Here is a 25,047-nt window from a genome sequence, read left to right as displayed (position 1 = left end):
CTTATGCTGTTCTTTTGTATTCTTTTTTCAATTCGACAAAGATCTTTTTGGATTCAATCCAAACGATGGGCGCTACCAGCGTGAAAAGCATCATACCCAAGAGGGCAAATAGTTTACGAGGAGCCACTCTTTTCTTTTTAACAAAGGCCTGATCTATTACCCGGGCACGGTCTTTCATGTCGCCGACGGTAAGTGCAATCTCTTCTCTTTTTTGTAAAAGGATGAGGTATACTCCCTGAAGAATCTCTTGCTGTCTTTTGTAGTTGGTGTATTCCCGTTCCAAAGTGGGCACTTCTCCCATCTTACTGTATAACTTATTCTCCTTGTTTTTCAGTTCGTTTACTGTCAGGGCAAGGCTGTTTTTGGCATTGGCAATCGTTTGAACGACCCCTTCCCGGAGTTTATCCAACTGTGCGTTGGTAGACTGAATAAGCGGACTTTCCGGGCGAGATGCTTTCAATATCTGGTTTCGCTCGATCAACTTTTGATTATACATAGAGATCGGTCCTCCTCCGCTTTCCCCGTCTTGTGCGGTAAGCAGGATAGGCACAATATTGTATTTGTTGGCAGGGTTTTCAACGAACTCACTCATCATATTTATAACATGCACCTGGGCTTCTGCTTCGATGATTTTAACCTGGAGTTCCTGCATTTGTCCTACGTAAAACTCAACATCGTACTGAATATCAGTCATGTTGTGTTTGAGTTTGAATTCTTCCAACACACGTTCGGTCTGATCCAATTCACCCAACAGATGGTCGATGCGCCCTTTGACGAAGAACATAGACTTGGCCGCTTCTTCCTGTTTGACCTTTTCATGGTGCTCGTTGAATTTGCGCATGAGCGTATTCAACAGATCTACCCCTCTGCGTTTTTGATGATCCTGACAGGATAATTCCAGTATGTTGGAGGATTTACTCACCTCGTCAATCAAGATGGCACCTACATATTGCTCGGCCACCCAATTTAAGGGTTTGACTTTGGCTTTTATTTTGTACGGTTTGTTCTGCTTCTCTGCTCCTTCTTTGTAGTTCAACACAAAGTCGCCTTCTTGCAAAGAGATTGTGGCCGGCAGCGAAGCATATTCGAATGTCCGTTTTTCCCCTTCGTCTTTGACGTTGACCTTGGCTTTCCCATCGCTGGCGATAGAGATGGTAAACTCGATATCATCCAAGATATTCGCATTGGTCTCCTCATTGAATGTGAGTGAAAGAGGGGCATCTGTATACAATGTATAAAGAAAAGAATTCGGTTTTTTGTATTCTACCTGAAGACCCAACTCTTTGATAACCTGTCCCATTAATTCGTTCGAAGCCAGGATTGTTTTTTCATCATCTACATTCACCGTAGAAGACGATCCCCCTCCCAGGCCGAAAGATTTCATTAAGCCGGCAGCCTCTCCTAGGCCGAAGGAGCCGCTGCTGCCTTCGTCTGCTTGCAGTTGAACGCGTGCCATTACCTCAAACGTATTAGGAACTAATGTCAGATATAAAACAGCCAGAAGCAGGGAGGTGATACCGGCTGCGACAAACACTTTCCAATGATGTAAATAACCAACAAAAATTTCTTTTAACCCTATTGTTTCTTTCTCTTCGTGAGCGGGTGTTGTCTCTATTTTATTCATGTGTATGTTATTTTCGAATCGCTAATATAACGGTTGTAATCACAGAAACGGCACTTAATATAGAAGAGAATACTGTTATATTGTATTGTTGTGCCTGGCTATACCGTGCGTTGCGGATTTTCGCCTTGTTGGGTGTCACATAAATGGCGTCATTCTGTTTCAGGTAATAAAAAGGAGAGGCAAACAGGGCCGGGTCGGTTATGTCGATAAAGCCTACTTCTTTTTTTCCGTTATTATCTCGCAGTATCATTATATTATCCCGTCGGGCATTGATTGTTAAGTCTCCCACATGCCCTAGGGCATCCAGGATGGAGATCCGGTCTGTCTTTATCGAAATGGGCCCCGGGCGGTTTACTTCTCCCAATACCGTTACTTTGAAGTTGACAATCTGCACTTTGACTATAGGGTCTTCGATATATTGGGAGATGTCTTTTTTCAATTGATCTTCCAGTTCGTGTTTGGTTAATCCTTGTACATGTATTTTTCCCAATACCGGATAATTAATATCTCCATTCGCATCGACAGCATATGTCAATAAAGCGGGAGCCGCCTGCACGACCACTTCTCCTTCGACCATGCTGGAATACGCATACGTAGGAGGGTTGAAAGGAGTTACCACATGCGGATCCCAACTGGTAACCGTGATCGTTAATAAGTCGTCCGGACATATAGGGGTACGGTACGTCTGAGCCATCTCTTCAAATTGAGCCGGAGTTAACTCTTCGATACCTTGGAAATAAACGACATCTTTGGGAGCAGAACAGGCTCCGAAAAAAAGAACAAAGAGGAAAACAAATGCTGCTAATTTTAATCTCATAGGTTTTTTTGTTGTTCAAATAAGGTTGCAAATATACGCTTTTTACTTTAACGCGGGAAATGATAAGCCTCCCGTTGGTTGAAGTTACACATATAACGACGGACTTATTGAAATATTGCTGCATGGGAGACTAAAATATACAAAGGAGTGTATGCTTTTTTATTATTATTTACGTATGTTTGCCGCAAAAGAAAAAAGCATGGTAGAAGTAGGGCAATATAATAAACTGAGAATTGTTAAGGACTTGGATTTCGGTGTTTACCTGGATGGAGGCAATGATTTGGAGATTTTGCTTCCGGCACGTTATGTACCCCGGAATGTCAAACCGGGTGATGAGGTGGAGGTGTTCATCTATCACGATAATGAGGGGCGACTGATTGCTACGACTGCTCAACCGAAGGCCGTTGTCGGTGAATTTAAATATATGCAGGTGAAGTCCGTCAATGCGATGGGTGCCTTTCTGGATTGGGGCTTGATGAAAGATCTGCTTGTTCCTTTCAAAGAGCAGAAGGTTGCCATGCAAAAAGACAGGTGGTATCTAGTGTATGTACGCATTGATAATGTTACAGGACGTATTATGGCTTCTGCCCGCGTAGAGAAGTTTCTGAATAATATCCCCCCGGATTATGTGCAAAACCAGGAGGTGGATTTAATCGTGATGGACGAAACGGAAATAGGCTATCGGGTAATTATCAATCATGCGCATACGGGCCTTGTCTATTTCAGCGAAGTCTTCCGGCGCCTTGAAAAAGGCGAATCATTGAAAGGATATATCAAAGAAGTCCGGGAGGATGAAAAGATAGATGTGAGCCTTACCCCCTTGGGTTATCAGAAAGTAGAGGGTATTGCAGGCGTTATCCTTGAATCCTTGCGAGCACAGGGTGGCTATATCGCCGTACACGACAAAAGTGATCCGGAGCTTATTTATTCTCTTTTCCGTTGCAGCAAAAAAGCTTTCAAACAAGCCCTTGGTGCCTTATACAAACAACAACTGATTCTTCTGGAAAAAGAAGGCATCCGCCTGGTGGATTAATCCCCGTATTTTCTTGCATTTTAGGAAGTCGTTTACTGTCGATGTGCATGGACTGTTCTGTTGCCGATGGGCATCAGCAATATTGCCGATGCGCATCAGCAATATTGTCGATGCGCTTCGGCAATATCGACGATGCCCATCGGCAATAGAATTCTCCTTATAGGAGTGCGAAGAAGGGGGTAGACTATTTAACACAAATGTTGCTTGTTTGTTTACTTTCTTACAGTATTATAAGGGATTGTTATGATAATTTGTTACTTTTGTGGCTTAATTTTTTAAGCAAGCCTAGAATGGAAGTTGCCATTATCAAATACAATGCCGGAAATATTTATTCAGTCGATTATGCCCTGAAACGATTGGGTATAACACCTGTAGTCACGGCAGACCCTGAAATCCTTCAAAAAGCGGATAGGGTTATCTTTCCAGGGGTGGGAGAGGCCTCAACCACCATGAAATACCTGAAGGAGAGAAAGATGGATGAGTTGATCTGCAACCTGAAGCAACCGGTCTTAGGGGTTTGTTTAGGTATGCAGCTCATGTGTAAACATTCGCAGGAAAACGATACGGACTGTCTGGGTATATTTGATGCGCAGGTCAAGCGTTTTATATCCCAGAAGCAGGAAGAGAAAGTGCCTCATATGGGTTGGAATACCTTGATGGAGGTAAAAGAGGGTTTGTTTTCCCCGGCCCTGGAGAACCAGTATGTTTATTTTGTACATAGTTATTATGTGCCGGTGAATGCCTTTACTGCGGCGACGACTGATTATATTCAACCTTTTAGTGCGGCTCTGCATAAAGATAATTTTTATGCGACCCAGTTTCATCCGGAAAAAAGCGGAGACATAGGGGAGCAGATATTGACTAATTTTTTAAAACTATAATCCGTCTTATGATAGAACTTATTCCGGCTATAGATATTATTGAAGGAAAATGCGTGCGTCTGACACAAGGCGACTATGATACGAAAAAGGTCTATAACGAAGACCCGCTGGAGGTTGCTAAAATGTTTGAAGATCATGGTATTCGTCGCTTACATGTAGTCGACTTGGACGGGGCGCGCAAAGGACGTATTATCAATTACCGTATCTTGGAGCGATTGGCTTCGCATACGGATTTGGTGATCGACTTCGGAGGCGGTTTAAAGCAGGACCAGGATTTGCAGATTGCCTTTGAAAGTGGCGCGCAGATGGTGACAGGAGGAAGTATTGCGGTAAAGAACCCGGATGTGTTTCTTTCCTGGATTGAGAAGTATGGCAGTCAACGGATTATCCTGGGGGCGGACGCCAAAGATAAAAAGATCGCGATCAGTGGCTGGGAAGAAACGACAGAGAAAGAGTTGATCCCTTTCATTGCGGATTATCACCAGGCCGGGATTCAGAAGGTCATTTGCACGGATATCAGTCGGGACGGTATGTTGGAAGGACCGGCTGTTGCACTTTACAAGGAGATTCATGAGGCGGTACCCGTCTATCTGATAGCCAGTGGGGGTGTCGGTTCAGTAGAAGATATTGAAAAACTGGAAGAAGCCCAGGTGCCGGCCGTCATATTTGGAAAAGCCATTTATGAAGGCAGAATACAATTGAAAGACCTGCGGCCTTTCATCAATTATTAATTATCAATTATAAATTGTAGGTGGTGAAAGTAAAGAAAGTCGTATTTGTCTGAACTTTATACTTTATACTTTATAATTTACAATTCTAACAGCATGTTAGCCAAAAGAATAATTCCCTGTCTGGACATCAAAGACGGAAAAACGGTAAAAGGAATAAACTTCGTAAACTTCCGGGATGCGGGCGATCCTGTTGAATTAGGGGCGCAATACAGTCGTGCCGGGGCAGACGAATTGGTCTACCTGGATATAACGGCCTCGCATGAAGGGCGTAAGACGTTTACGGAATTGGTAAAAAAGGTGGCGGCACATATCAGTATCCCTTTTACAGTAGGAGGGGGTATCAATGAGCTGAAAGATGTAGATCGCCTGCTCAGTGCAGGAGCTGATAAGGTGTCGATCAACTCGGCGGCCTTGCGTCGACCGGAATTAATTGAAGAAATCGCAAAAAATTTCGGTAGTCAGGTGTGTGTAGTCGCAATTGATGCTAACTTTGAAAACGAAAATTGGTTGTGTTACCTCCACGGGGGACGCATCCCGACGGAAAAGAATCTTTTCGATTGGGCGGCAGAAGCTGAAAAGAGAGGAGCCGGAGAGATCTTGTTCACCAGCATGACCCATGACGGGGTGAAAGACGGATATGCTCATACGGCATTGGCTACATTGGCCGATTCTTTGCATATACCCATTATCGCTTCCGGGGGAGCCGGGAAGAAGCAGCATTTCCGGGATGCCTTTCTCGAAGGGAAGGCCGATGCAGCTCTGGCAGCCAGTGTTTTCCATTTTGGGGAGATCGGCATACCCGAATTAAAAGAATATCTTCGCAAAGAAGGTGTGAACGTACGGATATAAAAAAATAAAAGAGATATAAGATGAAATTAGATTTTAATAAAATGGACGGGCTTGTTCCTGCAATTATTCAGGACAACAACACCCATAAAGTCCTGATGTTGGGTTTTATGAATGAAGAAGCCTATCAGCAAACGGTGGAAACCCAGAAGGTTACATTCTACAGCCGCACCAAGCAACGGTTGTGGATGAAAGGGGAAACCAGCGGAAACATTCTTTCTGTTGTCAGTATGAAGGTGGATTGTGATAACGACACCTTGTTGATCCGAGTCAATCCCGTAGGCCCCGTATGTCATACCGGCGATGATACTTGTTTTGGAGAAAAGAATGAAGAGGATATAATGTTCCTCAAGCAGTTACAAAACTTTATCGAACGTCGTCGGCAGGAGATGCCGGAAGGTTCGTATACCACCTCTCTATTCCAGAAAGGGGTCAACCGCATGGCGCAGAAAGTCGGTGAAGAGGCTGTAGAAACAGTGATCGAAGCCACCAATGGAACAGACGATGGTTTTATTTATGAAGCCTCGGATATGATCTATCACCTGATCGTATTGTTGACAAGCAAAGGCATGCGTATAGAGGACTTAGCCAAAGAACTTAAAAAGAGACATAAGGAATGAATTAGTGATTAGTGGTTAGTGATTAGTGTTTAATTTGATACTAACCACTAATCACTAACCACTAATCACTAACCACTAATCACTAATAAAATGGATAATCTGCTTACACTGGAGAACATAGAAATATGCCGTGACGAAAACTTGATACTGCGTGATGCTTGTTTTACATTGCATGATGGAGAGTTTGTATATGTTATCGGAAAAGTGGGTTCCGGTAAGAGTAGCTTATTGAAGTCTTTGTATTGTGAAATACCGATCAAACAGGGAGAAGCCCGGTTGATGGAGTACGATCTCAGAAAGATTCGCCGGAAGGATATTCCCTATCTGCGCCGGAAGCTGGGGATTGTTTTTCAGGATTTCCAATTATTGACAGACCGTTCGGTGATTAAAAATCTGGAGTTTGCCCTGAAAGCTACTGGCTGGAAGAAAAAGAACGAGATCCAAACGCGTATCGACGAGGTCTTACACCAGGTAGGGATGCAAACGAAAGGTTATAAGATGCCGCATGAATTGTCGGGAGGGGAACAACAACGCATCGTTATTGCGCGTGCCTTGTTGAACAATCCCCGGTTGATTCTGGCCGATGAACCGACGGGGAACCTGGATCCCGAAACCAGTGGGCAGATCGTACAACTCCTACATGATATTTGTAAATGTGGGACAGCCGTGATGATGACTACCCACAATTATACATTGGTACATAATTACCCCGCGCGTATCGTAAAATGCGAGAATGCATGTCTGAGTGATATTGGGGATTGATTTTTTATATAACTTTGCAGGCACATTGGTCAACATGTTTGATGTTTGACGTATAGGCAAAAGAAACAATTTAATACAGTAAAAGAAAATGAAAGTTTTAAAGTTTGGCGGTACTTCTGTGGGATCTGCGCAGAGAATGAAAGAGGTGGCAAAACTGATCACTGCGGGAAAGCGTGATATCGTAGTCTTGTCTGCCATGTCGGGTACGACCAACTCGTTAGTAGAAATTTCCGACTACTTGTACAAAAAGAACCCGGATGGTGCGAATGAGATCATCAATAAATTGGCCATGAAATACTATGACCATGCTGATGAGCTTTATGCAACAGACGAATATAAACAGAAAGCCAAAGAACTTATAAAATCTATTTTCGATCATATCCGTACATTCACCAAAGACCTTTTTACCTTGTTCGAAGAACGTATCATCCTGGCACAGGGAGAATTGATCTCTACCGGCATGATGAACCTTTACCTGAATGAGTGTGGGGTGTCTTCTGTTTTGCTTCCGGCATTGGAATATATGCGGACAGACAAGAATGCAGAACCGGATCCGGTCTATATCAAAGAGAAACTGGGTAAGTTCCTCCATGAATACAAAGACGCAGACCTGTATATTACCCAAGGGTATATTTGCCGGAATGCCTATGGTGAAATCGATAACCTACAGCGGGGAGGAAGCGATTATACCGCATCCCTTATCGGTGCCGCAGTGAATGCGGAGGAGATTCAGATATGGACGGATATCGACGGTATGCATAATAACGACCCTCGTATTGTCGATAAAACGGCTCCGGTGCGTAACCTGCATTTCGAAGAAGCGGCAGAATTGGCTTATTTTGGGGCGAAGATATTACATCCCACTTGTATCCTGCCTGCTAAACTGAATAATATCCCCGTACGTTTATTGAATACCATGGAGCCCCAGGCTCCCGGTACGTTGATATCCAATGTGACGGAAAAAGGAAAGATCAAGGCGGTAGCTGCCAAAGAGAATATCACTGCGATCAAGATCAAGAGTGGACGGATGTTGTTGGCTACCGGATTCTTGCGTAAGGTGTTTGAAATCTTTGAAAACTATCAGACGCCTATCGATATGGTTACTACCTCGGAAGTAGGCGTTTCGGTGACCATCGATAACCGCAAACACCTGGAAGAAATCGTAGACGATCTGAAGAAGTTCGGAACGGTTACAGTCGATTCCGATATGGTTATTGCCTGTGTGGTAGGTGATCTGGAATGGGACAATGTCGGATTTGAAGCCCGTATTGTGCAAGCGTTGAAAGAGGTGCCTGTGCGTATGATCTCTTATGGAGGAAGCAACTATAATGTTTCCCTGTTGATAAAAGAGGCAGATAAGAAAAAGGCTCTTCAGGCGTTAAGCGACCATTTGTTTAATAACTAACATATAAACAAGGGCAGTCGTAAAGGTTGCCCTTTCTTTTATCTTAAAATAAAACCGATGCTTAAAGGTGTGTTTCCTATAGAAAAGTTTAAGGCTATACCAACGCCTTTCTATTATTATGATATAGATTTGTTGAAAGAGACTTTGTCGCTCGTAAAATCAGAGGCCGACAAATATGGTTATCATGTGCATTATGCCGTAAAAGCCAATGCGAATCCGCGTATACTGTCGGAGATCGCTGCCTATGGCTTCGGCGCCGACTGTGTGAGCGGGGGAGAGATCCAGGCTTCTTTGGAGGCGGGCTTCCCGGCGCATAAAATCGTGTTTGCCGGAGTGGGGAAAGCTGATTGGGAGATCAACCTCGGCTTGGAAAATGATATTTTCTGTTTCAATGTGGAGTCGGCTGTCGAATTAGATATATTGAATGAGCTGGCTGAAGCCAAAGGCAAAGTGGCTTCGGTGGCGCTTCGTATCAATCCGGAGGTAGATGCGCATACGCATGCGAAGATTACGACCGGAATGAAAGAGAATAAATTCGGTATAAACCTGAGCATGCTGGGTGCTGTGTTGGATAAATTCAAAACATTGAAATACGTGAAGCTGATCGGTGTCCATGCACATATAGGTTCGCAGATCACGGATATATCCGCCTTCCGTAACCTGGCCATTCGTATGAATGAGATACAGGAGGAACTGGATGCGCGTGGTATGCAGGTGGCGAATATTAACTTTGGCGGTGGTCTGGGGATTGACTATTATCATCCGAACCATATGCCTATCCCTCCCTTTGATAATTATTTTGCTGCGTTTAATAAGTTGTTGCATGTGCGCCCCGGACAAGAAGTGCATTTCGAACCGGGACGTTCTATTGTTGCCCAATGTGGAAACCTGGTATCTCAGGTACTCTATGTCAAAGAGGGAGAAGTAAAGAAGTTTGCCATACTGGATGCCGGTTTCACGGAATTAATACGTCCTGCAATGTATGACGCTTATCACCGTATAGAGAATATCAGCAGTGATGAGCCGGTGGAGGTGTATGATGTTGTTGGGCCTATTTGTGAATCTTCGGATGTGTTCGGAAAGGATATTGAACTGAATAAGGCACACCGGGGGGATTTGTTCGTTCTTCGTTCGGCCGGTGCCTATGGAGAGGTGATGGCCTCGCAATATAATTGTCGTCAATTGCCGTTGGCTTATTATTCGGATGAATTATAAGAAATGAAAAGTTTATTTGTATTTACGCCGATAGAATGTATCCTGGTTGGAGTGACCGGGGGCTTATTCCTTATTCAATTATTATATTGGTTGGTGACTTATGGTCGTCCTCTGCGTAAATCAAGGAAAGTCTTTCCGCAAGAAAGAGGGGAGCAACACCCTGTTTCTGTTGTTGTCTATGCCAAAAACGAATCGGAGAATCTGCAAAAACATCTGCCCGTTCTGCTTTCACAGGATTACCCTGCGTATGAGGTTATTGTGGTAAATGATGGGTCGACAGATGAGAGTGATGATGTGTTGAAGACGTTTGAACAGGAGTATGCCCATCTTTATCATACTTATATACCGGAAGATGTCAAATACCTGAGCCGGAAGAAATTGGCGTTAACCGTTGGTATTAAAGCGGCAAAGAATGATATCCTATTATTTATCGAGGCGAATTGTGAGCCTTTGAGTAAAGAATGGATTTCTTCGGTAGTGAATGCGTATAAGCCGGAAACTGAGATTGTGCTTGGATTTTGTGCGTATGCCTATAAAAAAGGTTTTCTGCATAAATTAATAGCTTATGATAACTTGATAGGTGGTTTGCAATATCTTTCTCCTGCTCTTATCCGACGTCCTTTTGCCGGAAACGGACGGAACTTATCTTATCGGAAAGAGCTCTTTTTTCAGCATAAAGGCTATTATAAGTCGCTGAGTTTACATGCGGGCGATGATGATTTGTTTGTGAACGAATCGGCTTCCCGAAAGAATACGGAAGCGGTTTATTGTCCGGAAAGTATAACACAGATGTCGGCCATCAGTAATTTTAAGGTATGGAGAGAAATGAAAGCCTCCCGTGCCGCGACACAACAACATTATCGGGGAGGGAGACTTCTTTTTTATCGTTTGGAGGATTTATCCTATTTCTTCTTTCTCTTTGCGGTGATAATAACGATTGGAGTTGGTCTTTATGCCAATTGGCTTATCAGTCTATTGGCAGGCCTTCTTTTTGTCTTTCGGTATGTGGCAAAAGCCATAGTGTTACACAAATCCTGTAAATTGTTGCAACAAAGACCAACTACGGGTCTTTTGTTCCTTCTGGAATTTCTGCATCCATTGTTTAACCTATATATACGTGTTTACCGCCTGTTTAGGGGTAAGAACGACTATACCTTTAGGCTCGGATAAAGAAGGGGAGCGAAAATAATCTATTGGTTTTAGTCCAGTTTTAATACAGCCAGGAACGCTTTTTGCGGAACTTCTACGGTACCGATTTGTTTCATGCGTTTCTTTCCTTCTTTCTGTTTTTCCAATAACTTACGTTTACGGGAAATATCACCTCCATAACACTTGGCAGTAACGTCTTTACGCACGGCTTTGATCGTTTCACGGGCAATGATCTTGGAGCCGATAGCTGCCTGAATGGCGATGTCGAACTGTTGTCGTGGAATCAATTCTTTTAGTTTTTCGCACATGCGGCGGCCGAAAGTGACACTGTTGTCGACATGTGTCAAGGTAGAGAGGGCATCGACCGGTTCGCCGTTTAAGAGGATGTCCAACTTCGCCAGTTTGCTGGGACGGAAGTCGTGCAAATGATAATCAAATGAAGCATATCCTTTGGAGATACTTTTCAGTTTATCATAGAAGTCGATAACGATTTCTCCCAAAGGCATGTCGTAATGAATTTCTACACGGTCACCGGATATATATTCTTGTTTGAGGAGGATACCGCGTTTTCCCAGACAAAGTGTCATAATCGGACCAATGTAATTGGTGTTTGTTATGACAGATGCGCGGATGTAAGGTTCGTCAATATGATCTATATGCGTTGGATCCGGTAATCCACTCGGGTTGTGCACTTCTATGCAATTGCCTTTTTTGTCATATACCTTATAAGATACGTTCGGTACTGTGGTGATCACATCCATATCGAATTCACGATCCAAGCGTTCCTGCACAATCTCCATATGCAAAAGCCCCAGGAATCCACAACGGAATCCAAAACCTAAGGCAGCGGAACTTTCCGGCTGGAAGGTGAGTGATGCGTCATTCAATTGAAGCTTTTCAAGAGATGAACGAAGGTTCTCAAAATCTTCACTGTCAATAGGATATACACCGGCAAAAACCATGGGTTTTACTTCTTCAAACCCGGCAATAGCCTCTTGGGCTCCGTTTTTTACATGGGTGATCGTATCTCCTACCCGTACCTCCTTGGAGGTTTTTATACCGGAAATGATATAACCTACATCTCCTGTTAAGATCTCTGTGCGGGGAGACATATTGAGTTTGAGGATACCTACTTCATCGGCATCATATTCTTTTCCTGTCGCAATGAATTTTACATTATCTCCTTTGCGAAGCACACCATTTACCACTTTGAAGTAAGCGATAATGCCCCGGAAGGAATTGAAGACAGAGTCGAAGATAAGACATTGTAACGGAGCTTCCGGATCGCCTTTGGGGGCAGGTACTTTTCCAACGATAGCATCTAATATTTCATATACGCCTTCGCCGGTCTTGCCACTGGCTCGGAGGATATCTTCCCGTTTGACGCCCAATAGTTCCACGATCTGATCTTCTACCTCCTCCGGCATGGCACTGGGGAGGTCTATCTTGTTGATGATAGGGATTATTTCGAGGTCATTCTCTATGGCCATATACAGGTTCGATATTGTTTGTGCCTGAATACCTTGGGCGGCATCGACAATTAACAACGCGCCTTCACAGGCCGCGATAGAACGAGATACTTCGTATGAGAAGTCAACGTGTCCCGGAGTGTCTATCAGGTTGAGGGTATATTCTTCACCGTTTTGAGTATATTTCATCTGGATGGCATGACTCTTGATCGTAATGCCTCTCTCACGCTCTAAATCCATATCGTCAAGCACCTGTGCTTGCATGTCTTTGCCTTCAACCGTTTTGGTGTATTCGAGCAGGCGGTCGGCCAGCGTACTTTTACCATGGTCAATATGGGCTATGATACAGAAATTGCGAATATTCTTCATTTTCAAACAATATTTAGGTGTGCAAAGATAGAAATTTTAGAGTTAATCTAATACTTTTGGCATAGCATTTGTTATATATACATTATGACGATACAAGAAATAAATAAAGCCTATGACCGGATAATTGGTTCATTGGATAATAAAGAACTGAAGAATGCTTTTGTTTTTCTGCATAGCATGATTGCAGGAATTAATGAGTATGCCTTTCATGCCCGGTTGAATGAACTGCAGGAGACCTATACGTATATGTTGCGTTACCGGATGGAAGGTGCACGGGATCCAATGCAGGAACATATATATCATACCTTATTGACTTCTACTTATGAGCTTGCTGATAAGGTGAGGATCAAAGCCTTGTCGGTTGATTCGCCTTTGGTCTATTATTCGAAGCGACGGATTATGCAGTTGAACCCTCCTGTAAGTTATGCCGATCTACATGCTCAATTGAATGTATCGGCAGGGGTGGTAGGTAGAGAGAGCGAATATGAAAAGGCCCTGGCTATGCTTTTTGATAAGATATGGTTGTCCGATTCGTTTACCGGCGAAGAGGTGGCGGCCGTTCAGGATATTTTGAATGACTTCTCCCTGTCGTATGTTGTGGGAAGCCAGGTAGTCTCCGCATTATTCCTAGCCTTACAGGCTTCTTTTGATAAAGAAAAGATAAATCTGCTTTTTGATGCAGCAGGTTCACCTGAAGAAGAAATACGCGTACGGACTTTGATAAGTATTTTGCTTGTATTGTATACATACCGCAAACGTATCTATCTATATCCCCAAATAACTAACCGGCTGGATGCTTTAGCCGAAGGGAATGCCGGTTTTACGGCAGCCTTGCGGACGATCACTTTGCGTTTTATCCTGGCAAGAGAGACGGAGAAGATCACCCGAAAATTGCAGGAAGAGATTATTCCGGAGATGATGAAGTTGAGTCCGAAGATAGGAAATAAGATTCATCTGAAAGATTTTTCAGCCGAACATATGGGGGATGAAATGAATCCGGAATGGGAGAACCTTCTCAACGAAGGGGAGCTGGGGAAGAAAATGCAGGAGTTTGGAGAATTGCAACAGGAGGGAGCAGATGTGATGCATTCTACTTTTGTGCATCTGAAAAACTTCCCTTTCTTTCGGGAGTTTACGAACTGGTTTTTACCCTTTATGCAGGAACATTCGTCTTTGCAGGCGTTTCCCGGAAATGAAAAAGGGGCACATCTGATGTTGGATACAATGGCTATGGCTTCGTTTATGTGTAACTCGGATAAATATTCACTCTATTTCAGTATGATGCAGCTCCCTGATAAACACCGGGAAATGATGATCGGCCAGTTCGACAGTCAGGCTTCGGAAATGATTCAGCAGAACAAAGAGGAATTAATAACCAGGAGAGGTAAACTGGAGATCATAGCCGGGCAGTATATACAGGATTTGTATCGTTTCTTTAAATTATATCCGGGACGAAGAGATTTTGATGATATATTTACCTGGAAATTGGATTTTCATAATTTACCTATCCTGCAGCCTTATCTGTCAGATGAAGAAAGTTTGACTACCTTGGCTGAATATTATCTGCGCAAAGGGTATGCGGAAGATGCTTTGGTGATCTATCATCGTTTGATAATGAACGATCATGACAATGGAGTGTTGTTTCAGAAGATCGGATATTGCAAACAGATGTTGGGCGATTTAGAAGGGGCTTTACATATGTATTTACGTGCAGATCTATTGAATCCGGACAGTAAATGGCTCATCCGACGGATTGCCGGATGTTATCGTAACCTGAAACAACCGGAAAAGGCGTTGGAATATTATCAACGCTATGAGGCTTTACAGCCTGAAGATCTGTCCACACAAATGAGTATTGGGCATTCTTATCTCGAAATGAAAAATTATGAAGAGGCTTTGAAATATTATTTCAAGGTGGATTATCTGGATAGTAAGAGTAATAAGGCGTGGCGTCCGATCGCATGGTGTTCGTTCCTGACAGGAAGGTATGACCAGGCATTGAATTATTATAAGAAGATAGTGGAAACACATCCTGTGATGCAAGATTATCTGAATGCCGGACATACCGAATGGGCTTTGCAGCATATTAAAAGTGCCTTGGGGTATTATAAGAAAGCAGTAGAGATGGAAGCGGGAGATTTTCATAAGTTTCAGGAACAATTCAATCAGGATATCCCGGATCTGTTGATGGCCGGTATCGAAGAAACTGAGATCCCCTTGATGTTGGATCAACTGCGATATCTGTTGGAAGAATAGTCTTTCTGTTTGTAATGCGGGCGTATAAATACGAGATATATCGGATCAATAAAACATGAAAAACATGAAAATAGAAAATATCAACTTTGTTTACTTCAGTGCAACTCATACAACAAAGAATATAATGAAACATATGGTTAACCAGATGGAAGGCAATAAAAAAGAGTATAATATTACACAATATATCCCTGAAGTCGATATTGTAATGGATCGTTCTGACCTTTTGGTTGTGGGCATGCCCGTATATGCCGGGCGTATTCCGGCCATCACTCTTCCTGCACTTGGCCGGTTTAAAGGCAATGATACGCCGGCTATTATTGTATGTGTGTATGGTAACCGCGATTACGACGATGCGCTGCTTGAACTGAAAGATGTAGTGGAGGCGAATGGGTTTAAAGTAGTTTCGGCCGGGGCATTTATTGCACAACATTCTATATTCCCAAAGGTGGGGGCTAGCCGTCCGGATGTTCAGGATATGGAGCGAATCACCGGATTTGCACAGAAGAGTTGGGAGAAAATCCATTCAATAACGGATACATGTTCCTTGTCGGGAATAACCCCTAAAGGCAATCATCCCTATAAAGTGCCGGGGAAATTACCACTACAGCCTAGTGGGAACAAGAGGTGTACTGCATGTGGTACTTGCGTGAAACTTTGCCCCGTACAAGCGATCCCCGCTGATGCCCCACGCAAAACAGATAAAGAGAAATGTATCTCTTGTGCCCGTTGCATTGCTGTTTGCCCCGCAGATGCCCGTCATTTTGGAGGTTTATTGTATAAAGTCGCAGGAATGAAGTTTGTCAAAGCATATGCGGAGCGTAAAGAGCCGGAGTTTTATTTCTGATCGGATTGTTTATTCTACTTTTGTTGGGAGGCTTTATTAGAGAAACAGGTGTTTGATCATATAAAGTCTACTGAAATGGCTGTGGATTATCGATTAGTTCAAAATCATATTTCTCATACTCGTTTCCGTTGATTATAACAGCAACCTGATGGAGTCCGGGGTGGAGTTTTCGTGTGGTTACTACTTTGAAAGAATGTCTCCGAGTGATATGCGTCGTTGCATTTGCAGCGTACTCCTTTTCACTGATTTTACAGACTTTCTTCGATAAGGTACCATTTGCCTTTTGGTAATACAGTCCGTATTCAAGCCTCATTTTCGTTTTTTTGTTATTCTTATTCAGTATGCTGAAACTAAATTCCAACGAATTGCCGACTTTCACTTTGGGATTCGAAATATAAAAGTCTTCAATCAGGATATTTTTTACAGAACCCAAGCCGAATAATTTCATCACTTCCGGATTGCCTTGTTTGAGGAGTGTCCGGCAGCCGTGTTTAATGATCCAATCGACTTCTTCCGACTCTCCTTGCCATCTTTTTACTAAATCGATCACCACTTGAGGATTGTCTTTGGCTATGTCATTTAAGTTGTTGGCAACACTCAGTCGAACAAATCGAGCAGGGTCGTTTTTCAGATTCTCTAAAATAGGAATGATGGGAGCAGGGTTGGCTTTCAAATTCGGTAAAGCCATCGCCCAGGGCAGGCGCGGACGGCAGCCTTCGGATGCAAGCCGTCTGACTCCCCAATGTGCGTGCTTCGACCAAACGAGCATTTGCGCCATCATGGCATCGGGATATTTGACAATAAACGGATGAGTAACAAATTCGCAGCTTGTGAACTGGGTAATTCTTTCTATCGCTTTGACAGAGGTCTCGTAATCATCCAGCCCGTATTGTTCTATATAGTTGTCTAAAATCGCCCCATACTCCAAGAGTAAGCCAAACTTCGTATCGTCTATCTGGGAGCAATGAGGATATCTACTTTCTATACGATCCAATAGTTCAAGTATTTTAGCGATAGCATCTTTGTAATCTGCCGGTAAAAACTGTTTGAGTACTGTCGCTATGTGTATAACACGTTGTTTGAGTTCTCGGTTTTCCCATTCTTTATCCGTTACTTGAGATACGAATGTACGGGGATTCAAGTCGGGAATAACGAGCATTAAGTCTTTCGTGAATAGGTCGAAGAACTGCTCGTTATACATGTTTTTGAAAGGCTCTGCCATACTCACTCTTTAAATTTTACTTCCCGGTAAAGATACTTATATCTTAGAGAAGAATTATGATATCAAAAAACTTTCGGATCTTTACGGACTAAACAATAGCAATAAATAAGATGATTGAATTGGGGGAATCAGATATGGAGTGCCCTTCAAACAGCCTTATTGCTGGTCGTTATTGCTATATCGGTACAAAAAACGTGGAAAAAGAAAAAACAGCATAATTATGGAAGTAAAAGTATTTATTGACAATTACAGGGAAGCGTTCAGCGAAAAAGCCGAACTTCCGATAGTGTTTTGGTATTCCGATACCCCGCTTGCCGATACCGAAAAGATAAACGGTTGTTTCTTCAAAGGATTGAAAACAGTAAGAGAGGGAAATCCCATAAGCTTGAATGCCGAAGTCATAGGTTGCGGAGGAGGAAAGTTCTATACCGGATTTACAGAAATGCCCGAACGAGTACCCAACTTCGTTTCACTGAAAGAAAAGTATAAAAAGACACCCGAAATGGTGGTTGAGTTTATTGAACAGCTTGGCGTGCCGCTTACCAATCGAAAGTGTCTGAATTTTAACCGTATAGACAAGATTGACACTTTTGACAAGGTAGAAGGCATCTTGTTTTTGGCAACTCCCGATATATTATCCGGACTAACGACATGGGCTTATTTCGACAACAATTCGGAAGATGCAGTCACTTCCATGTTCGGCTCCGGCTGCTCGGCAGTGATAACCAATGCTGTTGTTGAGAATAATAGGGGAGGAAAGAGAACGTTCCTTGGGCTTTTCGATCCCTCCGTCCGCCCTTATGTGGAAGCTAATATTCTAAGTTTTGTAATACCAATTACCCGATTTAAGGAAATGTATTACACCATGCGTGAAAGTAGTTTATTCGATACACACGCGTGGAAGAAAGTTAGAGAGCGAATAAATAAGTAAAGATTTTTGAAGCGATGGTTGAATTTTGGGAATCAAGTTTTAGGGACAAGCAGGCTATGTGGGGATTGGAAGCGGCTGATTCTGCTTATATCGCTTTGGAATTATTCCGCAAGAACGGAGTAAAGAAGATACTGATCCCCGGATTCGGATATGGAAGAAATGCAAAGCCGTTTCTTGACAATGGCATTGAAGTAACCGGGATAGAGATATCGGAAACGGCTATTGAACTGGCTGAAAAACATTTTGGCGAAACGGCAAAAGTGTATCATGGCTCTGTAACCGATATGCCGTTCGATGATGAGTTGTACGATGCTATTTTCTGTTATGCCCTTATTCATTTGTTGAATGTGCGTGAGAGGCGGAAACTTATAGCTGATTGTTTCCAACAGTTAAATCCCGGCGGGTATATGGTTTTCTCTACCATCTCTAAAGAAGACGCCTTGTACGGGAAGGGGAAACGGCTTAGTAAAGACCGGTTTGAACGTATAAAGGGTGCTAAACTGTTTTTTTATGACGAAGATTCCATAAAACAAGAATTTCATAACTGCGGTTTGATTGATATCCAGGAAATAGATGAACCTGTAAAACAGATGGAATCTCGTCCTCCGATGAAGTTTACAGTTATCATATGTAAAAAGCCTGTGTAAGATGCTTTGCTGAAATAAAGGATTTCTTGGAAAAAGAAAATCCCTGAAAGTGATTGACTTTCAGGGATTTTCTCTTTTTTGCTTTTCTCATTCGTGGTGCCACCAGGAATCGTTATTTTGATTTAAGTAGCTGTATTTCTTATAGATATGTTTTCGAAAAAGAAGTAATCTCCCGCTATTGCTCCACCAAATTTTTGCACTACTTTGCGGCGAAATTCTTCACATCACATTTCCTACTACAAATATACGAGGAATCGTCATAATTTGGAAATTTAAACGATTCTTTTATACTCTTATTTAAAGTTTCATATCAGCAAGCCTATTCCGTCTTGTTTGATAGAGCATGCGATATTGTCTTTTGATTTTTTCAGATAAAAAAGAGTTATCTATCAGTTCATCTATTAAAAGCTGTTTAGTTATAAAAGTGGCCAACTCTTTATCTACCATTTTTTCAGGCAATCCTATTTGCAATCCAAATTGTCTAAAAGTTTCCCCATTGGCTTTTCCTCCTTTGAAATATTCAGGTTTATCATCTTTAAATAATCCTTTATCCAAAGCAAAATCAGTGTCATCAACATGAATTCTTGTATTTAACAAATCGTATGCGGGAGTAAGACGAAAATCATTTTCTCCCACATCCATGACTGAAAAGTTTTTCAAATGGGCATCCCCATTCGAAAAGAGAAAATTAAACAGAATCAGACGATAAAACTTCAACAGTTCAACTTGCCAAGCAGGTAGATACTTTTTTATTAGTTCCGCAACCTCTTCGTAACTATAATCATACTTGAAATTAACCCCGGTATTATCAGAGGTAACCCCTGCTAATGAAGCAAAATCTTCTACTCTATACTTACTACCATCGGAAGCAATATCAAATCGTTTTGTTATGTATGCGATTTCCTCGGTTTGAAAAAAGGATAAACCATTAGCTGTTGTTTCTATTTTGAAAACCTGTTCTGCTATTTGCATTGTGAGGTTTTCATTTGCAGCACATTCCAGTGGATTTTTTATTTCTACAGGTTTGGGCTTTAGTATATATGTCCCTTGCTCTCCTTCGGGGGTTAAATTTAACTCTCCATCCTTGACAACCATTGAGTATTTGCTTTGAACTCCTGATATAGAAATCCGTTTTTTGTTATCCATAAAGAGTTTTGCATCATCTTCATTTTTTTCTATTGATTCATAAGGAAGTATATGGGATACTTTTTGTTTATCAAAAACTCTTTTCAATGCTGCCGGACTATATGTGTTATATCCAGCAGCTAATGTCGAAGGGCAATTTTTTATTTCTTTCATTTGGAAACTGGTTTAACGGTTATAGCTCCTGTTGTATCATTTTGCGCTGTAGCTAATAGAATCCCAAAATGATCTTTTTCGTCAATGCGTAGTAATCTTGCTTGAGTAATCCTATTACTTCCTTCCGACAGCATATTAAAAAAGAATGGAAACAAACAATCAGAATGATATTCTTGTTGACTTTTGGGCAAGGTCAGACTAATAGCAGGTTTTATCTGATCATTAAAATAATCATCGTTATATCTGAATAGGTATTTCCTTTCAGAAGTTTCGGTTAATTCTCCGGCTAATATGCCATTCAGGTATATATTTGCTTTTCTCATTATTTATATTTTATAATTTGCTGGACTTGATTTTTATATCTATTTCTAATCCAAGCGTATTCAAGATATTCATAACAACCTTTAATGAAGGGTTTGCTTCACCTCGTTCTATCTTCGTAAGTGTATTTATTCCTACTCCGGCTAAAGCGGCAAGTTCTCTTTGTGTAATGGAAAGAGCTTTCCGACGTTCCTTGATAGTATTTCCTAATTCTTTCATAATCACAATATAATGGGATTTTGGGGCAAATATAAGATTAAAGTTTGAGAATGACAATAGAAATCACAGCATAATGGGATTTATAGTATTGCTTATACTTTAATTAGTAATTATTTTCACATAATCACAGTATATTGTGATTATTGTTGCTCATATTGGTAGAAGATGTACTTGGGAAAGATAATTGGAAAGAAGAATAGAAAGTGGATGCATATTTAGTTCAAAGTCAGCTGCTTTATTGTTTCAAACATTTTACTTCAACAAAAGTAGAGATGTGGGGTTCATGCAAAGACCATCCCTAAATCATCATGACTTAGGGATGGTTTTTATACTGTAACTTGAATAAAACTACTCGGCGCCACACCGTACTGTTTTTTGAAGGCGGTCGAAAAATGTGAGAAATTCTTGAAGCCGACCTCGACATAAACATCCGTCACGGATTTGCCCTTCTCGCGCAGCATCTCCTGCGCGGCTTCGAGGCGGCGACGAACAAGCCATTTTTCGGGCGACAGATCGCTGATCTTTTTGAAGTCGCGCTTAAACGTCGAAAGGCTGCGGCCCGTGAACGAAGCGATCTCTTCCATCGAAAGGTCGTACATGTAGTTCTCGTTCATGAAGTCAAGGATGTCGATTTTCCACGGCTCGACGAAGTCGAAAAGTGTGGCGTAGAACCGTTCGTCGATGCGCAGCAGGGCGTGTAAACCTTCGAGCATCTTCAGGCACATGATGTCGTCCGATGGCTTGATCGCCGAGTCGAAATAAGGTGTAATGGAGAGGAAAAGCCCCTTGATGTCGGGTGTCTCGGGTAATTTGATGACGCTTTGTTTGTGTTTTGCGGCATCGACGGGCAGGCGTCCCTTCTCGAACTCCTGAAAGACTTCGCGCAGCCAGTTGCGCTTGAAAGTCACGAAGATACCCATAAACGGCTCGCCGTCCTTGGGTTGCTTGGTCATCTCTACGCGGTTGTCGCGCCGCAGGAACACACTCTCGCCTGCACGTACGACCGTCCGCCGTTTGCCCTCTTCCAGTATGTACTCGCCGGAATAGACATAAACGAGAAAATGGTCGCGCACCATTTTAGAGCACATACAGTCGTCGCTGAAAAAGTAGCTGTAAATGATATCTGAATAGTTGAACGTAACGTATGTTTCTTTTCCTGTCTCCATAATGATTCTTTTCTACAAAGATACGATTTTGCTGAAAAGTCCAGTTGTTAAATAACGCCAATTTCTTTCAGCCACTTCTCGACTTCGGCTTTTAACGCTGCCGCGCGGCTTCCGCTCAGGCTCAGTCCGTTTTTGTGTGTTGAGTTTGGAGTTAATTTCTTTACATCGTTGAACCCCTGATCGACGCCGCCTCCGCCGTGGGTGCAGAACGGAATGATCGTCTTGCCAGCCAATTCGTAAGTGTCGAGGAATGTCGCCACTGCCATCGGATAAGTGCCCCACCAGATCGGAAAGCCGACGAAAACCGTGTCATACTGGTCGATGTTTTCGACCTTGCCCTTGATCTCCGGGCGGGCGCTGCTGCTCTTCTCGACCTTTGCCACCTCCGTCGTTTCGTGGTAGCCTTCGGGATATGCCTTGACCGTCTCCACCTTGAAAAGGTCGGCTCCGGTGAGCGATTGGATATGTTTCGCCACGGCTTCGGTGTTGCCAGTGCGGGAGTAATAAACGACGAGCGTTTTGCTCTGCTGACCGTATGCAGAAATAGTTGCAACCATAGCTATAAGTGATAAAATAATTGTTTTCATGTAGTTTTGAATTATAGGTTTTTACCCGCTTCGTATGCCTCTTCTACCGCTGGATTGCCGACGATCTCGCCCTTGTTCCACACACCGTAACCGACTATGGTTCCGGCGTATTCCACGTTGTCGAGGCAGTCGATGAAGCCCTGGAACGCCGCCTTTGTGCCGATCATTGTCTCCTCGCCCTTGTCGGCAAGCGTGGCGATCAGGTAGGCCTTGCCTTTCAGCTCGGTGTATCGCGGGACGGTGCGATCGATCAGAGTCTTGAGCTGTGCGTCCATCGTGTAAAAATAGACCGGAGTGCCGAACACCAGCACATCCGCGGCCAGCATTTTATCGAGTACCTCGGCCATATCGTCCTTCTGGACGCATTTATGCGTCGTGTTGCACACTCCGCAGCCGAGGCAGTAGTTAATTTTGTGGTCGCGGAAGAATATCTTTTCCACTTCGTGGCCCGCTTCCCGCGCGCCGCGCGCGAACTCATCGCATAGGGTATCCGAGTTGCCGCCCTTGCGCGGGCTGGCCGAAACGATCAATACTTTTTTACTCATAATTTTAGATGTCAAATTTGTGAACGCCCAACCATTTCACGAACTCGATGTCGCGGTGGTCGAAGAAGGCGCTTTGCGCCGTGTCGAGTGTGCGGATGGCGGCCATATCCTCGGCGGTCAGCTCGAAGTCAAATATATCGAAATTTTCGGCCATACGTTCCCGGCGAACCGATTTGGGAATAACAACTACATCACGTTGTATCATCCAACGGAGAACTACCTGCGCCACCGACTTTCCGTATTTGTCGCCGATGGATTTCAGAACTCCGTTATTGAACATATCGTTTTTCCCTTCGACAAACGGCCCCCATGACTCGATCTGCACACCATTCTCCCGCATGAACTCCTGCGTGGCGATCTGCTGGCAGAACGGATGCGTTTCGACCTGATTGACCGCCGGAACCACCTCGTTGTGCTGAATCAGGTCAAGCAGCCTGTCGGGATAGAAGTTGCTGACGCCGATAGCGCGTATCCGTCCCTCTCTATACAACTCCTCCATTGCCCGCCACGAGCCGTAGTAGTCGCCGAAAGGCTGGTGGATAAGATAGAGGTCGAGGTAATCGAGTCCGAGCTTGTCGAGCGACTTTTGGAACGCCTTTTTCGCGTTCTCATATCCGGCATCCTGAATCCAGAGTTTAGTGGTAATGAATAACTTTTCGCGCGGAATGCCGCTCTGCCGAATCGCACGTCCGACGCCCTCCTCGTTCACGTAAGCAGCCGCCGTATCTATCGATCGGTATCCGACCTCCAAAGCATCGAGTACCACGCTTTCCGTTTCAGCGGGTTCCACCTGATAAACACCGAATCCTAAGATTGGCATCTCTACTCCATTGTTCAATTTTACTGTTTTCATAATTTTATTCTCCTAAGTGTATGAACATAGCCTCCTGCGGCACCTTTTTCATCGAGTCCTCCCACTCGTTCATGGGGATATCCTCGACGGATACGGAGGCGATTTTCGTGCCTATTCCGAGTTCTTCGCAAAGCGCCTTCTGCATGGCGCGGGCTAATTTTTGTTTTGTCTGTTCGTCCCGTCCGGGAAACATCGTGATCGCTATGTGTGGCATAATATTATAGATTTTGGTTAAAGAATGATTCGAGTTTGTCGAAAGGAATCACATCGAGCCGATCGTAGAGGTCAGTGTGAACCGCACCGGGGATAATCAGCAATTCCTTGTTGTCGCCCTTCAGTTTCTTGAAAGCATCCTCGCTGAGATAACGTGAGTGCGCTTTCTCGCCATGTATCACCAGTACGGCACTGCGGATCTCGTCGCTGTAAGCGAGCTGGGGCGCGTTTATGAACGAAAGTGCCGAAGTCACGTTCCAGCCGCCGTTCGAGTTGAGCGAACGCTCGTGGTAGCCGCGCGGGGTCTTGTAGTAGTCATGGTAGTCTTTGACGAACTGCGGCGCATCGTCCGGCAGAGGATCGACCACGCCCCCGGCAAGGGCATACGTGCCGCTCCTGTAATCGGCCGTGCGCTGGGCATTGAGCTTACGGCGGAGTTCGTAGCGCGCCTCCTCGTCCATCGCGTCGTAGTATCCGTTGGCGCTCACACGGCTTATGTCGTACATGGTCGAGGCGACGGTCGCCTTGATGCGGGTGTCCATAGCGGCGGCATTGATTGCCAGACCGCCCCAGCCGCAGATGCCGATAAGCCCGATGCGTTCAGGATCTACGTCGTCGTGCGTCGAGAGGAAATCGACTGCCGCGCTGAAATCCTCGGTGTTGATGTCGGGCGATGCCACGTAACGGGGTTCGCCGCCGCTCTCGCCGCTATAAGACGGATCGAAAGCCAGCGTCATGAAACCGCGCGCGGCCATCTGGTTGGCATACAGCCCCGAAGATTGCTCTTTCACCGCCCCGAACGGCCCGCTGACCGCGATGGCGGGCAGGCGTTGGTCGCCGTGTTTTTTCGGGGTGTAGAGGTCGCTAGTGAGCGTGATCCCATAGCGGTTTTTGAAAGTTACTTTTTGGCGGATGACTTTATCGCTCAGTTCAAATGTATAGTGTTCCTGTTTTTCTGTGCCGCTCATGTCAATTGAATTTTTATCGTTCGTACTCCTGCCGCTGCATCCGGCCATTGCGAGT

General features: G+C 43.8%; 26 protein-coding genes. 13 read left to right on the top strand and 13 right to left on the bottom strand.

The window, feature by feature from the left end:
* Window position 1: 1 nt before the first annotated feature.
* On the bottom strand, window positions 2-1,624 hold the full coding sequence (locus tag D0T51_RS05640; protein WP_163726386.1) for a Wzz/FepE/Etk N-terminal domain-containing protein: 1,623 nt from the start codon (window positions 1,622-1,624) through the stop codon (window positions 2-4).
* Window positions 1,625-1,631: 7 nt separating this feature from the next.
* Complete coding sequence (locus D0T51_RS05635) at window positions 1,632-2,441, bottom strand: polysaccharide biosynthesis/export family protein (RefSeq protein ID WP_163726384.1); 810 nt, start codon at window positions 2,439-2,441, stop codon at window positions 1,632-1,634.
* Window positions 2,442-2,640: 199 nt separating this feature from the next.
* On the opposite strand from D0T51_RS05635, the gene D0T51_RS05630 reads away from it, so the two are divergent.
* The 9 genes from D0T51_RS05630 to D0T51_RS05590 all read left to right on the top strand — a co-directional run bounded on the left by D0T51_RS05630 (window position 2,641) and on the right by D0T51_RS05590 (window position 11,104).
* Window positions 2,641-3,474 carry a S1 RNA-binding domain-containing protein gene (locus D0T51_RS05630; protein WP_163726428.1) on the top strand — a complete coding sequence of 278 codons (834 nt, stop codon included), beginning with the start codon at window positions 2,641-2,643 and terminating at the stop codon, window positions 3,472-3,474.
* Window positions 3,475-3,764: 290 nt separating this feature from the next.
* The gene (gene hisH / locus D0T51_RS05625) at window positions 3,765-4,355 is read left to right on the top strand and encodes an imidazole glycerol phosphate synthase subunit HisH (protein WP_163726382.1); all 591 of its coding nucleotides are present in this window, start codon (window positions 3,765-3,767) and stop codon (window positions 4,353-4,355) included.
* A gap of 8 nt (window positions 4,356-4,363) precedes the next feature.
* Window positions 4,364-5,086, top strand: a complete 723-nt coding sequence (gene hisA / locus D0T51_RS05620; RefSeq protein WP_163726379.1) for a 1-(5-phosphoribosyl)-5-[(5-phosphoribosylamino)methylideneamino]imidazole-4-carboxamide isomerase — start codon at window positions 4,364-4,366, stop codon at window positions 5,084-5,086.
* Between the two features lie 93 nt (window positions 5,087-5,179).
* Window positions 5,180-5,935, top strand: coding sequence for an imidazole glycerol phosphate synthase subunit HisF (gene hisF, locus D0T51_RS05615; RefSeq protein ID WP_163726376.1), 756 nt, complete (start codon window positions 5,180-5,182; stop codon window positions 5,933-5,935).
* Window positions 5,936-5,955: 20 nt separating this feature from the next.
* Window positions 5,956-6,552, top strand: a complete 597-nt coding sequence (gene hisIE, locus D0T51_RS05610; protein ID WP_163726373.1) for a bifunctional phosphoribosyl-AMP cyclohydrolase/phosphoribosyl-ATP diphosphatase HisIE — start codon at window positions 5,956-5,958, stop codon at window positions 6,550-6,552.
* 90 nt (window positions 6,553-6,642) lie between these two features.
* Complete coding sequence (locus D0T51_RS05605) at window positions 6,643-7,314, top strand: cell division ATP-binding protein FtsE (protein ID WP_163726370.1); 672 nt, start codon at window positions 6,643-6,645, stop codon at window positions 7,312-7,314.
* Window positions 7,315-7,402: 88 nt separating this feature from the next.
* The gene (locus D0T51_RS05600) at window positions 7,403-8,719 is read left to right on the top strand and encodes an aspartate kinase (protein WP_163726368.1); all 1,317 of its coding nucleotides are present in this window, start codon (window positions 7,403-7,405) and stop codon (window positions 8,717-8,719) included.
* 57 nt (window positions 8,720-8,776) lie between these two features.
* Complete coding sequence (gene lysA, locus D0T51_RS05595; protein WP_163726364.1) at window positions 8,777-9,934, top strand: diaminopimelate decarboxylase; 1,158 nt, start codon at window positions 8,777-8,779, stop codon at window positions 9,932-9,934.
* 3 nt (window positions 9,935-9,937) lie between these two features.
* Window positions 9,938-11,104, top strand: coding sequence for a glycosyltransferase (locus D0T51_RS05590; protein WP_163726361.1), 1,167 nt, complete (start codon window positions 9,938-9,940; stop codon window positions 11,102-11,104).
* Window positions 11,105-11,133: 29 nt separating this feature from the next.
* On the opposite strand, the gene lepA is transcribed toward D0T51_RS05590, so the two are convergent.
* Window positions 11,134-12,921: a translation elongation factor 4 gene (gene lepA, locus D0T51_RS05585; RefSeq protein ID WP_163726358.1), complete on the bottom strand. Its 1,788-nt coding sequence runs from the start codon at window positions 12,919-12,921 to the stop codon at window positions 11,134-11,136.
* A gap of 84 nt (window positions 12,922-13,005) precedes the next feature.
* Here lepA and D0T51_RS05580 point away from each other — a divergent pair, with 84 nt between their 5' ends.
* Window positions 13,006-15,177 (top strand): tetratricopeptide repeat protein, encoded by a 2,172-nt coding sequence (locus tag D0T51_RS05580; RefSeq protein ID WP_163726355.1) that lies wholly within the window; start codon window positions 13,006-13,008, stop codon window positions 15,175-15,177.
* A 64-nt stretch (window positions 15,178-15,241) separates the two neighbouring features.
* Window positions 15,242-16,021, top strand: coding sequence for a 4Fe-4S binding protein (locus D0T51_RS05575; RefSeq protein WP_163726351.1), 780 nt, complete (start codon window positions 15,242-15,244; stop codon window positions 16,019-16,021).
* 67 nt (window positions 16,022-16,088) lie between these two features.
* Here the strand turns inward: D0T51_RS05575 and D0T51_RS05570 are convergent, their stop codons facing one another.
* Window positions 16,089-17,243, bottom strand: a complete 1,155-nt coding sequence (locus D0T51_RS05570) for a DNA alkylation repair protein (protein ID WP_163726348.1) — start codon at window positions 17,241-17,243, stop codon at window positions 16,089-16,091.
* Window positions 17,244-17,463: 220 nt separating this feature from the next.
* On the opposite strand from D0T51_RS05570, the gene D0T51_RS05565 reads away from it, so the two are divergent.
* Both D0T51_RS05565 and D0T51_RS05560 read left to right on the top strand, forming a co-directional pair.
* Window positions 17,464-18,174 (top strand): DUF169 domain-containing protein, encoded by a 711-nt coding sequence (locus tag D0T51_RS05565; protein WP_163726345.1) that lies wholly within the window; start codon window positions 17,464-17,466, stop codon window positions 18,172-18,174.
* Window positions 18,175-18,188: 14 nt separating this feature from the next.
* Window positions 18,189-18,821: a bifunctional 2-polyprenyl-6-hydroxyphenol methylase/3-demethylubiquinol 3-O-methyltransferase UbiG gene (locus D0T51_RS05560; RefSeq protein ID WP_163726342.1), complete on the top strand. Its 633-nt coding sequence runs from the start codon at window positions 18,189-18,191 to the stop codon at window positions 18,819-18,821.
* A gap of 297 nt (window positions 18,822-19,118) precedes the next feature.
* On the opposite strand, the gene D0T51_RS05555 is transcribed toward D0T51_RS05560, so the two are convergent.
* From D0T51_RS05555 to D0T51_RS05515, 9 genes are all read right to left on the bottom strand, one after another.
* Window positions 19,119-20,120 carry a type II toxin-antitoxin system HipA family toxin gene (locus D0T51_RS05555; protein ID WP_163726339.1) on the bottom strand — a complete coding sequence of 334 codons (1,002 nt, stop codon included), beginning with the start codon at window positions 20,118-20,120 and terminating at the stop codon, window positions 19,119-19,121.
* On the bottom strand, window positions 20,117-20,443 hold the full coding sequence (locus tag D0T51_RS05550; RefSeq protein ID WP_163726335.1) for a HipA N-terminal domain-containing protein: 327 nt from the start codon (window positions 20,441-20,443) through the stop codon (window positions 20,117-20,119). The genes D0T51_RS05555 and D0T51_RS05550 overlap by 4 nt, the downstream gene beginning before the upstream one ends.
* A gap of 10 nt (window positions 20,444-20,453) precedes the next feature.
* Entirely contained in the window at window positions 20,454-20,660 is a 207-nt protein-coding gene (locus tag D0T51_RS05545; RefSeq protein ID WP_163726332.1) for a helix-turn-helix domain-containing protein, read from the bottom strand.
* Between the two features lie 326 nt (window positions 20,661-20,986).
* Window positions 20,987-21,826: an AraC family transcriptional regulator gene (locus D0T51_RS05540; protein WP_163726329.1), complete on the bottom strand. Its 840-nt coding sequence runs from the start codon at window positions 21,824-21,826 to the stop codon at window positions 20,987-20,989.
* 47 nt (window positions 21,827-21,873) lie between these two features.
* Entirely contained in the window at window positions 21,874-22,413 is a 540-nt protein-coding gene (locus D0T51_RS05535; RefSeq protein ID WP_163726326.1) for a flavodoxin, read from the bottom strand.
* An 11-nt stretch (window positions 22,414-22,424) separates the two neighbouring features.
* Window positions 22,425-22,958, bottom strand: a complete 534-nt coding sequence (locus tag D0T51_RS05530; RefSeq protein ID WP_163726323.1) for a flavodoxin family protein — start codon at window positions 22,956-22,958, stop codon at window positions 22,425-22,427.
* Between the two features lie 4 nt (window positions 22,959-22,962).
* A complete protein-coding gene (locus tag D0T51_RS05525; RefSeq protein ID WP_163726321.1) occupies window positions 22,963-23,811 on the bottom strand; it encodes an aldo/keto reductase in 849 nt (282 codons plus the stop codon).
* Window positions 23,812-23,815: 4 nt separating this feature from the next.
* Window positions 23,816-24,025: a tautomerase family protein gene (locus D0T51_RS05520; protein WP_163726319.1), complete on the bottom strand. Its 210-nt coding sequence runs from the start codon at window positions 24,023-24,025 to the stop codon at window positions 23,816-23,818.
* Window positions 24,026-24,029: 4 nt separating this feature from the next.
* Entirely contained in the window at window positions 24,030-25,040 is a 1,011-nt protein-coding gene (locus D0T51_RS05515; RefSeq protein WP_373457008.1) for an alpha/beta hydrolase, read from the bottom strand.
* Between the last annotated feature and the right edge of the window lie 7 nt (window positions 25,041-25,047).

The organism is Parabacteroides sp. 52 (genome assembly GCF_010500925.1).
In the GTDB taxonomy this organism is placed as follows: Bacteria; Bacteroidota; Bacteroidia; order Bacteroidales; family Tannerellaceae; genus QVMG01.
Note: the sequence above shows the minus strand (reverse complement) of the source record. Positions and strands in the feature narration are given on the sequence as shown.

Bases quoted from the DNA above. Each gene is read 5' to 3' on its own strand.
- D0T51_RS05545 (WP_163726332.1), bottom strand. From the start codon at position 20,660: ATGAAAGAATTAGGAAATACTATCAAGGAACGTCGGAAAGCTCTTTCC.
- D0T51_RS05605 (WP_163726370.1), top strand. From the start codon at position 6,643: ATGGATAATCTGCTTACACTGGAGAACATAGAAATATGCCGTGACGAA.
- D0T51_RS05575 (WP_163726351.1), top strand. From the start codon at position 15,242: ATGAAAATAGAAAATATCAACTTTGTTTACTTCAGTGCAACTCATACA.
- D0T51_RS05550 (WP_163726335.1), bottom strand. From the start codon at position 20,443: ATGAGAAAAGCAAATATATACCTGAATGGCATATTAGCCGGAGAATTA.
- lysA (WP_163726364.1), top strand. From the start codon at position 8,777: ATGCTTAAAGGTGTGTTTCCTATAGAAAAGTTTAAGGCTATACCAACG.
- D0T51_RS05565 (WP_163726345.1), top strand. From the start codon at position 17,464: ATGGAAGTAAAAGTATTTATTGACAATTACAGGGAAGCGTTCAGCGAA.
- D0T51_RS05590 (WP_163726361.1), top strand. From the start codon at position 9,938: ATGAAAAGTTTATTTGTATTTACGCCGATAGAATGTATCCTGGTTGGA.
- hisH (WP_163726382.1), top strand. From the start codon at position 3,765: ATGGAAGTTGCCATTATCAAATACAATGCCGGAAATATTTATTCAGTC.
- lepA (WP_163726358.1), bottom strand. From the start codon at position 12,921: ATGAAGAATATTCGCAATTTCTGTATCATAGCCCATATTGACCATGGT.
- D0T51_RS05535 (WP_163726326.1), bottom strand. From the start codon at position 22,413: ATGAAAACAATTATTTTATCACTTATAGCTATGGTTGCAACTATTTCT.
- D0T51_RS05525 (WP_163726321.1), bottom strand. From the start codon at position 23,811: ATGAAAACAGTAAAATTGAACAATGGAGTAGAGATGCCAATCTTAGGA.
- D0T51_RS05630 (WP_163726428.1), top strand. From the start codon at position 2,641: ATGGTAGAAGTAGGGCAATATAATAAACTGAGAATTGTTAAGGACTTG.
- D0T51_RS05520 (WP_163726319.1), bottom strand. From the start codon at position 24,025: ATGCCACACATAGCGATCACGATGTTTCCCGGACGGGACGAACAGACA.
- D0T51_RS05560 (WP_163726342.1), top strand. From the start codon at position 18,189: ATGGTTGAATTTTGGGAATCAAGTTTTAGGGACAAGCAGGCTATGTGG.
- D0T51_RS05570 (WP_163726348.1), bottom strand. From the start codon at position 17,243: ATGGCAGAGCCTTTCAAAAACATGTATAACGAGCAGTTCTTCGACCTA.
- hisA (WP_163726379.1), top strand. From the start codon at position 4,364: ATGATAGAACTTATTCCGGCTATAGATATTATTGAAGGAAAATGCGTG.
- D0T51_RS05600 (WP_163726368.1), top strand. From the start codon at position 7,403: ATGAAAGTTTTAAAGTTTGGCGGTACTTCTGTGGGATCTGCGCAGAGA.
- D0T51_RS05580 (WP_163726355.1), top strand. From the start codon at position 13,006: ATGACGATACAAGAAATAAATAAAGCCTATGACCGGATAATTGGTTCA.
- D0T51_RS05530 (WP_163726323.1), bottom strand. From the start codon at position 22,958: ATGAGTAAAAAAGTATTGATCGTTTCGGCCAGCCCGCGCAAGGGCGGC.
- D0T51_RS05635 (WP_163726384.1), bottom strand. From the start codon at position 2,441: ATGAGATTAAAATTAGCAGCATTTGTTTTCCTCTTTGTTCTTTTTTTC.
- hisIE (WP_163726373.1), top strand. From the start codon at position 5,956: ATGAAATTAGATTTTAATAAAATGGACGGGCTTGTTCCTGCAATTATT.
- D0T51_RS05640 (WP_163726386.1), bottom strand. From the start codon at position 1,624: ATGAATAAAATAGAGACAACACCCGCTCACGAAGAGAAAGAAACAATA.
- D0T51_RS05540 (WP_163726329.1), bottom strand. From the start codon at position 21,826: ATGGAGACAGGAAAAGAAACATACGTTACGTTCAACTATTCAGATATC.
- hisF (WP_163726376.1), top strand. From the start codon at position 5,180: ATGTTAGCCAAAAGAATAATTCCCTGTCTGGACATCAAAGACGGAAAA.
- D0T51_RS05555 (WP_163726339.1), bottom strand. From the start codon at position 20,120: ATGAAAGAAATAAAAAATTGCCCTTCGACATTAGCTGCTGGATATAAC.
- D0T51_RS05515 (WP_373457008.1), bottom strand. From the start codon at position 25,040: ATGGCCGGATGCAGCGGCAGGAGTACGAACGATAAAAATTCAATTGAC.